This window comes from Streptomyces sp. NPDC025651, assembly GCF_055558735.1.
Window position 1 is genome coordinate 589,543 of sequence record NZ_JBVHLZ010000001.1, and the last position, 12,135, is coordinate 601,677.

At 70.7% G+C, this 12,135-nt stretch carries 13 protein-coding genes; 7 read left to right on the plus strand and 6 right to left on the minus strand.

The window, feature by feature from the left end; genetic code table 11:
- Positions 1 to 4: 4 nt before the first annotated feature.
- Entirely contained in the window at positions 5 to 1,312 is a 1,308-nt protein-coding gene (locus ACZ4D5_RS02515; RefSeq protein ID WP_467770456.1) for a hemolysin family protein, read from the plus strand.
- Positions 1,309 to 1,665 carry an MmcQ/YjbR family DNA-binding protein gene (locus tag ACZ4D5_RS02520; protein WP_467770457.1) on the plus strand — a complete coding sequence of 119 codons (357 nt, stop codon included), beginning with the start codon at positions 1,309 to 1,311 and terminating at the stop codon, positions 1,663 to 1,665. Before ACZ4D5_RS02515 ends, ACZ4D5_RS02520 begins: the two co-directional genes overlap by 4 nt.
- A gap of 205 nt (positions 1,666 to 1,870) precedes the next feature.
- Here the strand turns inward: ACZ4D5_RS02520 and ACZ4D5_RS02525 are convergent, their stop codons facing one another.
- Positions 1,871 to 2,002 carry a hypothetical protein gene (locus ACZ4D5_RS02525; RefSeq protein WP_467770458.1) on the minus strand — a complete coding sequence of 44 codons (132 nt, stop codon included), beginning with the start codon at positions 2,000 to 2,002 and terminating at the stop codon, positions 1,871 to 1,873.
- A 442-nt stretch (positions 2,003 to 2,444) separates the two neighbouring features.
- Here ACZ4D5_RS02525 and ACZ4D5_RS02530 point away from each other — a divergent pair, with 442 nt between their 5' ends.
- Both ACZ4D5_RS02530 and ACZ4D5_RS02535 read left to right on the plus strand, forming a co-directional pair.
- Positions 2,445 to 3,365: a helix-turn-helix domain-containing protein gene (locus ACZ4D5_RS02530; protein WP_467770459.1), complete on the plus strand. Its 921-nt coding sequence runs from the start codon at positions 2,445 to 2,447 to the stop codon at positions 3,363 to 3,365.
- A gap of 193 nt (positions 3,366 to 3,558) precedes the next feature.
- The gene (locus ACZ4D5_RS02535; RefSeq protein ID WP_467770460.1) at positions 3,559 to 3,768 is read left to right on the plus strand and encodes a DUF397 domain-containing protein; all 210 of its coding nucleotides are present in this window, start codon (positions 3,559 to 3,561) and stop codon (positions 3,766 to 3,768) included.
- Between the two features lie 57 nt (positions 3,769 to 3,825).
- On the opposite strand, the gene ACZ4D5_RS02540 is transcribed toward ACZ4D5_RS02535, so the two are convergent.
- Positions 3,826 to 5,268: an MFS transporter gene (locus ACZ4D5_RS02540; RefSeq protein ID WP_467770461.1), complete on the minus strand. Its 1,443-nt coding sequence runs from the start codon at positions 5,266 to 5,268 to the stop codon at positions 3,826 to 3,828.
- Positions 5,269 to 5,359: 91 nt separating this feature from the next.
- On the opposite strand from ACZ4D5_RS02540, the gene ACZ4D5_RS02545 reads away from it, so the two are divergent.
- The 3 genes from ACZ4D5_RS02545 to era all read left to right on the plus strand — a co-directional run bounded on the left by ACZ4D5_RS02545 (position 5,360) and on the right by era (position 7,768).
- Positions 5,360 to 6,253, plus strand: coding sequence for a helix-turn-helix transcriptional regulator (locus ACZ4D5_RS02545; RefSeq protein ID WP_467770462.1), 894 nt, complete (start codon positions 5,360 to 5,362; stop codon positions 6,251 to 6,253).
- Between the two features lie 26 nt (positions 6,254 to 6,279).
- Entirely contained in the window at positions 6,280 to 6,633 is a 354-nt protein-coding gene (locus ACZ4D5_RS02550) for a cytidine deaminase (protein WP_467770463.1), read from the plus strand.
- Between the two features lie 172 nt (positions 6,634 to 6,805).
- Positions 6,806 to 7,768: a GTPase Era gene (era, locus tag ACZ4D5_RS02555; protein WP_467770464.1), complete on the plus strand. Its 963-nt coding sequence runs from the start codon at positions 6,806 to 6,808 to the stop codon at positions 7,766 to 7,768.
- 67 nt (positions 7,769 to 7,835) lie between these two features.
- Here era and ACZ4D5_RS02560 read toward each other — a convergent pair whose 3' ends face one another.
- From ACZ4D5_RS02560 to ACZ4D5_RS02575, 4 genes are all read right to left on the minus strand, one after another.
- On the minus strand, positions 7,836 to 9,074 hold the full coding sequence (locus ACZ4D5_RS02560) for an MFS transporter (RefSeq protein WP_467770465.1): 1,239 nt from the start codon (positions 9,072 to 9,074) through the stop codon (positions 7,836 to 7,838).
- Positions 9,071 to 10,441 carry a GH1 family beta-glucosidase gene (locus ACZ4D5_RS02565; RefSeq protein ID WP_467770466.1) on the minus strand — a complete coding sequence of 457 codons (1,371 nt, stop codon included), beginning with the start codon at positions 10,439 to 10,441 and terminating at the stop codon, positions 9,071 to 9,073. Before ACZ4D5_RS02565 ends, ACZ4D5_RS02560 begins: the two co-directional genes overlap by 4 nt.
- Positions 10,442 to 10,560: 119 nt before the next feature.
- Positions 10,561 to 10,827, minus strand: coding sequence for a protealysin inhibitor emfourin (locus tag ACZ4D5_RS02570; protein ID WP_467770467.1), 267 nt, complete (start codon positions 10,825 to 10,827; stop codon positions 10,561 to 10,563).
- 43 nt (positions 10,828 to 10,870) lie between these two features.
- Positions 10,871 to 11,947: a M4 family metallopeptidase gene (locus ACZ4D5_RS02575; RefSeq protein ID WP_467770468.1), complete on the minus strand. Its 1,077-nt coding sequence runs from the start codon at positions 11,945 to 11,947 to the stop codon at positions 10,871 to 10,873.
- Positions 11,948 to 12,135: the final 188 nt, after the last annotated feature.

The following is a 12,135-nucleotide window of genomic DNA, read 5'->3' on the forward strand; positions in this document are numbered from 1 at the left end:
CGCCATGAGCCCTCAGTTGATCGTGGGCGCCGTCGCCCTGGTCGTCGTCGCCTGGCTCGCGGCCTGCGCCGAGGCGGGCATCGCCCGGGTCTCCAGCTTCCGTGCCGACGAGGCGGTCCGCTCCGGGCGGCGCGGCAGCGCGAAGCTCGCACAGGTCGCCGCCGACCCGACCCGCTATCTCAACGTGGCGCTGCTCGTGCGGGTGGCGTGCGAGATGGCGGCGGCGGCCCTGGTGACGTACGCCTGTCTGAACGAGTTCGACGAGACCTGGCAGGCCCTCGCCGTCGCCATCGGCGTGATGGTCCTCGTCAGCTATGTCGCCGTCGGGGTCTCCCCGCGCACCATCGGCCGTCAGCACCCGCTGAACACGGCGACCGCCGCGGCGTACGTCCTGCTGCCGCTGGCCCGCGTGATGGGCCCGATCCCGCCGCTCCTGATCCTCATCGGCAACGCGCTGACGCCCGGCAAGGGCTTCCGGCGCGGCCCGTTCGCCTCCGAGGCCGAGCTGCGGGCGATGGTCGACCTCGCCGAGAAGGAGTCCCTGATCGAGGACGACGAGCGCCGCATGGTGCACTCCGTCTTCGAGCTCGGCGACACGCTCGTGCGCGAAGTCATGGTGCCGCGCACGGACTTGATCTCCATCGAGCGGTACAAGACGATCCGCCAGGCGCTCACCCTCGCGCTGCGCTCCGGCTTCTCGCGCATCCCCGTGACGGGCGAGAGCGAGGACGACATCGTGGGCGTCGTGTACCTGAAGGACCTGGCGAGGAAGACGCACATCAACCGCGACAGCGAGTCCGAGCTCGTGTCGACGGCGATGCGCCCGGCGACCTTCGTGCCCGACACCAAGAACGCCGGCGGCCTGCTGCGCGAGATGCAGCAGGAGCGCAACCACGTGGCCGTGGTCATCGACGAGTACGGCGGCACGGCCGGCATCGTCACCATCGAGGACATCCTCGAGGAGATCGTCGGCGAGATCACGGACGAGTACGACCGTGAACTGCCGCCCGTCGAGGAGCTCGTGGACGGCTGCTACCGCGTGACGGCGCGGCTCGACATCGGCGACCTCGGGGAGCTCTTCGGGCTCGACGAGTTCGACGACGAGGACGTCGAGACGGTCGGCGGTCTGCTCGCCAAGCAGCTGGGCCGCGTCCCGATCGCGGGGGCCTCGGCGGTCGTGGCGCTGCCGGACGGGCGGGAGCTGAAGCTCACCGCGGAGTCCGCGGCGGGACGCAGGAACAAGATCGTGACGGTGCTCGTGGAGCCGGTCGCGTCCGGCGGGGACGCGGAGAAGGAGGGGGAGTCCGGATGACACCCGAGGAGCTGCGGACGTTCTGCCTGTCGTTCAACGACGCCGTGGAGGACTTCCCGTTCACACCGGAGACCTCGGTCTTCAAGGTGGCGGGAAAGATGTTCGCGCTCACGGCGCTCGACCGGCGCCCGCTCACCGTCAACCTCAAGTGTGAGCCGGACATCGCGGACCGGCTGCGGGCCGCGCACGCCGAGATCGTGCCGGGCTGGCACATGAACAAGCGCCACTGGAACACGGTCACGGTCGACGGCGCCCTGCCGGACCGGCAGATCAGGGAGCTCGTCGAGGACTCGTACGACTTGGTGGTCGCGGGTCTGCCGCGGGCGGAGCGCTTGCGACTCGATCGCCCTTGAGGGGCGTACGCGACCCGGGGTGTGCTCGGCAGAGTGTCCCAACAGCCCCTCGCCATCGGGGTGGAGGGGCGGCAGAATGGAGTGACAGGCGGATCCGAAACGCTCCCACTCCGGGCTGCCGGCCAAGGGAACTCGGAGTGGAAACGTCTGTGCGATGGCGTCCGCCGCATCTGGCCCCGGCCCCCAGGTCGGGGCCAGTTCCGTCTTACATGTGGGGCATGACCCACTTGTCGATGATCTCCTGGACCAGCAGTGCGAGGCTGATCCACGGAGCCGACAACGCGGCCCATTCCGTCCACTTGCGGGTGGTGCGGCGCCCGTCAGGCTTCTCGGCCATCGGGCTGTTCTCCCTCCTGGTCCCACGCATGTCGTGGATACCGCGGCGATCCACGGATGGGCGGCGCCAGGAAGAGGGAACCGAAGACCGCGCGGCACTCGATGGAGTGAGCCGTGCCGTGTCGGTCCGGGTGGTCAACCTCCTTGCTGGAATTGTCAGTTGGGCGTGCCGCTGCTTCAGACCAGCGTAGCCTGCACGTGCGCAGCTGGGTAGACTCCTGTCGGACAGGTGGCCGAAGTAAGTGTCATCTTCGGAGCCTCCGATGCGCAGCTCGCCAAATGCGATATAGCTATCCGGCAACTGCCGGACTCTCCTGTTGCCGCTCCGGGCGGCATGGGTTCTCCTGGCAGTGACGTGAACCGTCGCCTCGGAAGGTCTCGATGAGTAAGCTGCTAGTCTGCTATGTTGCACCTCGCACGGTCCGCTTGGGGGTGGAGCCATCATGAGCGTGCCAAATGCGGCACTCCAGCGGCTGCGGCTGCGCACCGAGCTCCGCAAGGCGCGGACCGCTGCCCGCCTCACGCAGCGCCAGGTCGCGTCCAAGATGGAGTGGAGCCCCTCCAAGCTGATCCGCATCGAGGCCGGTGAGGTGGGTATCTCGGTCAATGATCTGCGGCCTCTCCTCGACGCGTACGGCATCAGGGACCGGCGCAAGATCGACGAGCTGCTCGATCTGGCGCGCGGCAGCCGGAGAATGCCCTACAGCGAGTACCGGGACCTGTACGGCAAGGAGTTCCTGGAATTCCTCGCCCTGGAGTCGTCGGCCTCGATCATTCGGCACTACGGCTCGCTGCTGATGCCCGGTCCGCTGCAGACCGAGGAGTACGCGCGCGCGATCATGCTCTCCTACAACAAGCACATCCCCGAGGAGCGTCTGGAGCGCGGCGTCGAAGTCCGCCTGGCGCGGCAGGAGTTGCTCACTTCGGGCGGGCGGGAGCTCTTCTACATCCTCGACGAGGCGGTCGTGCGCCGCCACGTCGGCGGACGTGGTGTGATGCGCGCCCAGCTGGAACGGCTCGCCGAGCTGGCGGCCAAGCCGGGCATCACCATCCAGATCCTGCCCTTCAGTATCGGCGCCCACGCGGGCATCCAGGGGCCCTTCAGTCACTTCGAGTTCGAGGCGGACGAGATGCCGGACTCCCTCTATCTGGAGAACCCGCGCGGCGACTCGTACACCACCAACGCCCCGGACGAGACCGGCCGTTACCTGGAGCGGTTCTGGGAGCTGGAGGATCTCGCCATCAAGGAAGACATTGGGCCACTGCTGCGGGCGTTGGCCCAGAGAATGGAGGACGGCAGGGACGATCTGGAGACGCTGCTCGGGGACGCGGCCCCCGTGGAGGCAGCCGTCGCGCAGGAGTAACTCGCCCTGGGCCGTGGGATCTTGGCGGGAAACGGGTCGTTCATATTCGTATGACGCCCCGTTATTCTGGAAGAGGTGCTGCGTGTCCCTGCACCAGCCGCACGGGGGAGCCGGCAGAGCTGGAATCTCGGCCTCCGTCCTTCCGCCGTGAGCAGCGACGGCTGGTCTTCCGCACCCGGGGTGGAGGAGAAGCGTGGGCAGCTCATGGGCGTGGCGCAAGAGCAGCGCGAGCGATGGTGGCGACAGCCAGTGCGTCGAGATCGCCTGGACCGGTGAGAAGGTTCGCGTGCGTGATTCCGCGCGCCCCCGGGACGCCGTGCTCGCCTTCGGACCGGAGGCCTGGTCGGCCTTCCTCGTCCTGGCGGACCGGCCGACGCCGCCCGCCGGGGCGCGCCGTCCGTGACGCACGGTGACGGCCCGCCTCCCAGGGAGGCCGGGCCGTCACCGTGTGAGGGGGCGCTCAGGCGCCGCGGGCGGTGCGGCGCAGGCCGAGCGAGACCAGGCCCGCCGCCGCAAGGACCACCGCAGCGTCGATCAGGAGGACCGTCCGCGTGCCCGCGAGGAGGTCCGTCGTGGTCGTCGCGAGGACCCCGAGCAGCGGGATGCCGACCGTGATGCCCACCTGCTGGGTCGAGGTGACCAGGCCCGTCGCCAGGCCCTGCTCCTCGTCGGGGACGCCCGAGGTGACCGTCACGCCGTACGAGACGATCGCACCCAGGTGGAACATGCTCGCCACCGACACCGCGGCCGTCGCCAGATACACCGACCAGCCGCCCTCGCCGATGCCGAGCAGCGCCGCGACGAGCAGGCCCTGACCGAGCAACGACACGACCAGCGTGCGGCGCGCGCCGAGACGGCCGATGAGCTTCGGCGCGTAGATCCCCGCGACCACCGAGAGAACGCCCTGCACGCCGAAGACCAGGCCCGTCTCGAAGGCCGACAGGCGCAGGACCTCCTGGAGGTAGAGGGTCAGCACGAAGACGACCGTCGACATCATCGAGAAGGTGACCAGGCCGCCCAGGTTGCCCCAGGCCACCGTGCGGCGGCGCAGCATGGGCAGGGAGACGAGCGGCGAGGCGGCGCGCGACTCGACGTATCCGAAGGCCGCGAGGAGCAGGACGCCCGCCACCAGCGTGACGATGACGTCGGTGCCGCCGAAGCCGCGCTCGGCGGCCGTCGACAGGGCGTAGATCAGGGCGAGCAGACCGCCGGTGACGGTCACGGCCCCCGGGATGTCCAGGCGCGGGCGGTCGGGGGTGCGGGACTCGGGCAGCAGGCCCGGCGCCAGGGGCAGCACGATCAGCGCGAACAGGGTCAGCAGGCCCATGGTGGAGCGCCAGCCGAGGGTGTCCGTCAGTACGCCGCCGAGCACCATGCCGACCGTGAAGCCGAGCGAGAGCAGCGTGCCGGAGATGCCGAGCGCCCTCTCGCGCTGCGGGCCCTCGGGGAAGGTCGTGGTCAGCAGGGACATGCCGGTCGGCACGATGGCCGCGGCGCCCACGCCCTGCAGCGCGCGCCCGGTCAGGAACGACGCCGGGTCCCAGGCGAACGTGGCGAGCAGCGAGGCCAGGCCGAAGAGCGCCAGTCCGGCGAGGAACAGCCTGCGCCGTCCGAACAGGTCGCCCATCCTGCCGAAGAGGAGGAGGAAGCCGCCCGAGGGCAGCGCGAAGGCGGTCACCGCCCACTGCAGGGCGGACGGGCTCATGCCGAGGTCGGCGCCGAGCACGGGCAGGGCCACGTTCAGGACGGAGAAGTCCAGCGCGACCATGAACTGCGCGGCGCAGAGGACGAACAGGATGAGCCTGTCGCGGGAGGAGAGCCCGGGGGCGGGCTCGGGGGTGTGCGGTCGCGGCGCCGGTGGGGCGGCCTGGGCGGACGGGGCGGTGGAGGTGTCGATCGCCATGGTCAAGAGCCTGGATCGGCCGGAATACCCGTGGGGAGCGGGAACTTATGCTGGTGGCCGTAACACCAGTCAGGGCGTGGGGGAGCAGCACATGGCAACAGCGTCGGTCCCGGACGCCGCGAAGGCCCATCGTCTCGGTGAGCTGCGGGAGTTCCTGATGAGCCGGCGCGCCCGGGTCAGCCCCGCCGAGGCCGGGCTGCCGGACGGCGGCGGGCGGCGGCGCACGCCGGGGCTGCGCCGCGAGGAGGTCGCGGTCCTCGCCGGGGTCGGGGCTTCCTGGTACCAGTGGCTCGAGCAGGGCCGCGACATCTCCGTGTCGCCGCAGGTCCTGGACTCGGTGGCGCGCGTCCTTCGGCTCAGCGGCGCCGAGCGGCGCCACCTCTATGTCCTCGCCGGGCTCAATCCGCCGCGGCCCGAGGTCGCCAGGGACGACCAGGACATGTGCGACGGGCTGCGGCGGCTCATCGACACGTGGCTGCCGTACCCGGCGCACATCATGGACGCGTACTGGAACTGCGTGATGTACAACGACGCGTCGGCGTCCGTGCTCGGCATGCGCTCGGAGACCTCCGACAACTGTCTGCTCACCTTCTTCACCGACTCCATCTACCGTGCGCGCGCGAGCAGTTGGGAGCGGAACGCTCCGCAGGTCGTGGCGATGTACCGCGCCGCGTGCTCGGAGCTGCCCGAGGACGACGGGTTCGCGGCGGTGATCGCCGAGGCGAAGGCGGTGAGCGCGGAGTTCGTGGAGCTGTGGGAGCGGCGGGACGTCCTGCCCGGCGGGCAGGTCACCAAGGAGATCGAGCATCCGGTGGTGGGGACGCTGTTCCTCCAGTCCACCCAGCTGAAGGTGCCGGCCAGGCCCGATCTCACGATCGTGCTGCACACGCCGTTGCCGGACGCGGAGGTGGACACGGCGGGGAAGCTGGCGTGGCTGGCGTCGCCGGAGGGGCGGCGGGGGTCGATCCATCCGGTGGCGGGGTAGTGGGGCGTGCTCCGTATGCTCGGGGCATGACTGAGAGCGCCGCGCTGGATCCCGAGGACCGCAAGATCGTTACCCTGGCCCGTTCCGCTCGGGCCCGCAACGGGGTGCCCGAGGGGGCGGCCGTGCGGGACGAGACGGGGCGTACGTATGTGGCGGGGACCGTCGCGCTGGATTCGCTGCGGTTGTCGGCGCTGAGGACGGCGGTCGCGATGGCGGTGGCCTCGGGGGCGGAGTCGTTGGAGGCGGCGGCGGTCGTTTCCGGGGCCTCCGGGCTCACGGCGGAGGATCTGGCGGCTGTACGGGACCTCGGCGGGGCCGGGACGCCGGTGTTCCTCGCGGGGGCCGACGGGGAGGTCCGGGTGCGGGTGGAGGCGGGCTGAGGTCACACCGCGGATGCCGAGTTCGGCTTCACGCGACGGGGCTCCCCTTCTGTCTGCGGGGCCTCACGGGGCCTCACGGGGCCGCACGGGGGTTCACCGGGTGGGCGCGGAGGCCGTGCGGGGCGGGGCCGGGGGCCGTGCCGGTGCGGCGGGGCTCGCGGGATCAGGGACAATGGGCGCCATGAGCGTTCGTACCCCGTCATCAGCCGAGCCGTCCGAGTCCGTGCACCGTGCCGGCTTCGCCTGCTTCGTCGGTCGCCCCAACGCGGGCAAGTCCACCCTCACGAACGCTCTGGTCGGCAAGAAGGTGGCGATCACCGCGGACCAGCCGCAGACCACGCGGCACACGGTGCGGGGCATCGTGCACCGTCCGGACGCGCAGCTGATCCTGGTGGACACCCCGGGGCTGCACAAGCCGCGCACGCTGCTCGGCGAGCGCCTGAACGACGTCGTGCGGACGACGTGGGCCGAGGTCGACGTCATCGGCTTCTGCCTGCCCGCGAACGAGAAGATCGGGCCCGGCGACCGGTTCATCGCCAAGGAGCTCGCGTCCATCAAGAAGACGCCGAAGATCGCGGTCGTCACGAAGACGGACCTCGTCGACAGCAAGGCCCTGGCCGAGCAGCTCATCGCCATCGACCAGCTCGGCAAGGAGCTCGGCTTCCAGTGGGCCGAGATCATCCCGGTCTCGGCGGTCGGCGACAAGCAGGTCGGCCTCCTCGCCGACCTGATCGTCCCCCTCCTGCCCGAGGGCCCCGCGCTCTACCCCGAGGGCGACCTCACGGACGAGCCCGAGCAGGTCATGGTCGCCGAGCTGATCCGCGAGGCCGCGCTGGAGGGCGTGCGGGACGAGCTGCCGCACTCCATCGCCGTGGTCGTCGAGGAGATGATCCCGCGCGAGGACCGCCCGGCGGACAAGCCGCTCCTGGACATCCACGCGTTCGTGTACATCGAGCGGCCGAGCCAGAAGGGCATCATCATCGGCCCGAAGGGCAAGCGCCTGAAGGACGTGGGCATCAAGTCCCGCAAGCAGATCGAGGCGCTGCTGGGTACGCCGGTCTTCCTGGACCTGCATGTGAAGGTGGCGAAGGACTGGCAGCGGGATCCTCGGCAGCTTCGTAAGCTGGGGTTCTGAGCGGTCTTTCGGCTGCGGGTGCTTCGTGGCTTGTCGCGCAGTTCCCCGCGCCCCTTGCAGGGGCGCTTCAGTCGACCCCTCTGATCCGCGTCACCAGCACCGCCCCCGCCACCCCGATCACCGCCGCCGTCAGGTACAGCGCCCGGTAGCCGCCCAGGTGCGTCACTATCGGGGCCGCCATCGCCGGGGCCGCCACCTGGGGGAGGGAGTTGGCGATGTTGATGATGCCGAGGTCCTTGCCGCGGTCCATGGCCTGGGGCAGGACGTCCGTCATCAGGGCGAAGTCCACCGAGGTGAAGACGCCGAAGCCGATGCCCAGGACCGCCGCCGCCACGATCGCGCCCGGCCAGGTCTGCCAGACGGCCAGGAGGCTTGTCGCCGCCGCCATCAGCGTGCCCGACCAGATCACGAACGGCTTGCGGCGGCCCACCCGGTCCGACCAGGCGCCGCCCACCACGACCGTGGCCAGCATCGTCGCGCCGTTCACCGCCGTCAGGACCAGGACTCCCTCGTCCGGGTCCCCGTGTTCCAGGCGGTCGCGGAGGAAGTACAGCAGGTACAGCAGCACGATCGAGTTGCTCACGTTGATCAAGAAGCGGGTCAGCCACGCCCAGCCCAGGTCCGGGTAGCGGCGCGGGCTCAGCCAGAAGCCGGACAGGAAGCTCCGCCACTGCAGGGGCGGGCGGTCGGTGGCGGGCAGGCGGAGGTCCCTGTGGCGCACTACGTACGGCAGCACGCCCGCCACCGTGAACACCGCGCACGCCGCGTACCCCGCGACCGTCCCGCCCGCCACCGTCGCGAGCCCCGTGCCGACGACCACGCCGAGCAGCTGCGCCGCGCCCAACCAGCCGCCCACGGAGCCCCGTTGGTGCCGCGGCACGCGGTCCGGCACCGCCGCCGTGATCGCGGCGAAGGCGGCGTTCAGGGTGAGCTGGACCAGGCACCAGCCCGCCGCCATCCACCACACCGAGCCCGCCGCGGAGAGCAGCAGGAGCGAGGCCGCCCCGCCCGCCGTGCCCGCCACGATCCACGGCGTGCGCCGGCCCCAGCGGGACGTCGTGCGGTCCGAGAGCGCGCCGAAGAGCGGGTTCGAGGCGAGGGACACCACCGCGCCGACGCCCGTGACCCAGGCGAGGACCGTCTCCTTCGACGTGCCCGCGGGCGCCAGGTCCTCCGCCTGCACGGCGAGCAGGATCTGCAGCGGGCCGTACCAGCCCACCCAGATCGCGCCGTTGGCGACCGACAGGGAGCTCGTCCAGCCGCGGCCCACCCGCTCGGTCGGCTCCCGCAGCGCGGTGTCCTTCATGGTCGCCGCGCCCGCAGGACCTCGCGCAGCCAGTGGTACGACGCCTTCGGGGTGCGTGCCTGGGTGGTGTGGTCGACGTGGACCAGGCCGAAGCGCTGCCGGTAGCCCTCCGCCCACTCGAAGTTGTCGACGAGGGACCAGACGAAGTAGCCGCGTACGTCCACGCCCGCCTCCAACGCCCGGTGCAGGGCCCGCAGATGTCCGTCCAGATACGTGATCCGCTCCTGGTCGTCCAGGCCCTCGTACGAGCAGCCGTTCTCGGTGACGACGAGGGGCGGCAGGGCGTCGCCGTAGCGGTCGCGGAAGGCGGTGAGGAGCTCGGTGAAGGCGTCGGGGACGACCGGCCAGCCGAAGTCCGTGACCGGGTACCCCTCGATCTCCCGCGGCGAGAAGGGCAGTTCGGGCGGGAGCGTGACGCCGGAGAACTCCGCGGCCGTGCCTTCCGGGAGCGGGGCGCCCACCTTCGTCGGCTGGTAGAAGTTGATCCCGTACCAGTCGAGCGGCTCGGAGATCACCTTCAGGTCCGCCGAGAGGTCCGGCGAGGGCAGCAACTCGCCCATCCCCTCCGGGTACTGCCCGAGCAGCAGCGGATCGGCGAAGAGGCGGTTGAGGAGTACGTCGTAGAAGTCCGCGGCGGCCGTGTCCTCGTCCGCGGCGGACGCGGGCCAGGTGGGGCCGTGCGAGTTGGCGATACCGATGTCGGTGGCGCCCGCCGCGCGCAGCGCCCGTACGGCGAGGCCGTGCGCGAGGAGCTGGTGGTGGGCGACCGGCAGCGCGTCGAACAGGAGTCGCTCGCCGGGCGCGTGCTGGCCGAGGGCGTGGCCCAACAGGGTGTGTTCCGCGGGTTCGTTGAGGGTGATCCACTTGGTGACGCGGTCGCCGATGCGGGCCGCGACCACGGCCGCGTAGTCGGCGAAGCGCTCGGCGGTGTCGCGCGCGAGCCAGCCGCCCGCCTCGTGCACGACCAGCGGGGTGTCCCAGTGGAAGAGGGTGGGGACCGGGCGTACGCCGGCCGCGCAGAGTTCGTCGACGAGGCGGTCGTAGAAGTCGAGGCCGGCCGCGTTCACCGGGCCCGCCCCGGTCGGCAGGACGCGCGGCCAGGAGACCGAGAAGCGGTACGCGTCCACGCCGAGGTCGCGGACGAGGGCCACGTCCTCGCGGTATCGGTGGTAGTGGTCGCAGGCGACGGCGGCCGTCGTGCCGTCCTTCACGTTCCCCGGCACGGCCGTGAACGCGTCCCAGACCGAGGCGCCGCGCTCGTCGACGGCGCCCTCGATCTGGTGGGCCGATGTGGACACCCCCCACAGGAAGTCGCGGGGGAACTGGGGGAACGGGTCTCTCGCCGGTGTCGCCGCACTCGCTGCCATGGGCGGGATCTTCCGTACCGCCGAGTACGGAAGTCAATGGGCGTGCGCGGAAAAGATGAACAAGGCTCAGGTTCTGTGGGCCGGGCCACGGCCCGGCCCACGAACTGGCCGCGTACCGGCTACGAACCCTCCTTCAGTACCCGCGAGATCAGCTTCCGCTGCGGCTCCGTCAGGCGCGGGTCCGAGCAGTACACGGTGCGCCCGTCCACCGTCAGCTGGTAGTTGAAGCCGTCCGGCACCCCTATCGGCGGGGTGCTCCGGCCCTCGGCCAGGGCCTGTTCGGCCAGGGCGTGCCATTCCGGGGCATCGGCCAGCCCCGAGGTGTCCACCTCGGCGTGCCGGTCGATGCCCGCGAATCCTCCGGTCCGCTTCACCTGGATACGCATGGGTCCTGTCTACTCCACCGGGCGGGCGGCCGGTAGCGCGTCTTCAGTCGGTGGTCGGGACCTTGACCGTGGACCACGCGTCGATGACGGCCTTGAGCTCGTCGCCGTCGCCGTACTTGGTGCGGGCGGCGTCGACCGTCAGCTTCGCGAAGTCCTTGAACGACGCGTCCTGCGCGAGCTCGCCGCCGGTCAGGACGGCGTACCAGATCTGTCCCGCCCGCTCCCACGAGTGACCGCCGAGCGCGTCGGCGACCAGGTAGAACGCGCGGTTGGGGATGCCGGAGTTGATGTGCACGCCGCCGTTGTCGCGGCCCGTCTTCACGTAGTGGTCCATGTCGGCGGGCTGCGGGTCCTTGCCGAGCACGTCGTCGTCGTACGCGGTGCCGGGCTCCTTCATGGAGCGCAGTGCCTTGCCGGTGACGCGCGGGGCGAGCAGGCCCGCGCCGATCAGCCAGTCGGCCTCGGACGAGGTCTGGCCGAGCGTGTACTGCTTGATCATCGAGCCGAAGACGTCGGCCATCGACTCGTTCAGGGCGCCCGGCTGGCCGAAGTACGTGAGGTTGGCCGTGTACTGCACGACGCCGTGGGTGAGCTCGTGGCCGATGACGTCCACGGGGATGGTGAAGTCGAGGAAGATCTCCCTGTCCCCGTCACCGAAGACCATCTGCTCGCCGTTCCAGAAGGCGTTTCCGTAGTCCTCGCCGTAGTGCACGGTGGCGTTCATCGGCAGGCCGTTGCCGTCGATGGAGTTGCGGTCGTAGGACTTCTGGAAGAGCTCGAAGGTCGCGCCGAGGCCCGCGTAGGCGCGGTTCACGGTGGCGTCCTTGCCGGGCTTGTCGCCCTCGCCGCGCACCTTGCGGCCCGGGAGCTCCGTGCGGTGCTTGGCGTCGTAGATGGTGCGGTGCGGCTTGCCCTCCGCGGCTTCCTTGGGCGGGGCCACGCTGGGCGCGCCGATGACGGTCGTCAGGCGGCGGTGGGTGCGCTCGATGGCGTCCCGCTCCAGGGTGCGGCGGGCGGGCGCGGCGAGTGCGGGGTCCTGGCTCTGGGCGAGGGTGTCCAGGACGTGGGGCGGCACGATGGTGCAGAAAACGGGCTCGAAGCCCGTCGGGTTGGCGGTCATGGCGGCAATGTGGCACTGGGTCATGCCGCTGTCACTACCTGCAACCATGATTAGTGAAATAGAGGTATTGATCACGCCATAGCCGTTACCTGGCCGCGATCCCGCATACTGATACGGGCCCGCGCACATCGCGCGGCTCGGCTAGGCTCGGCCCATCATGCGATTCGGGCTGCTTCTCCTTAGCTGCC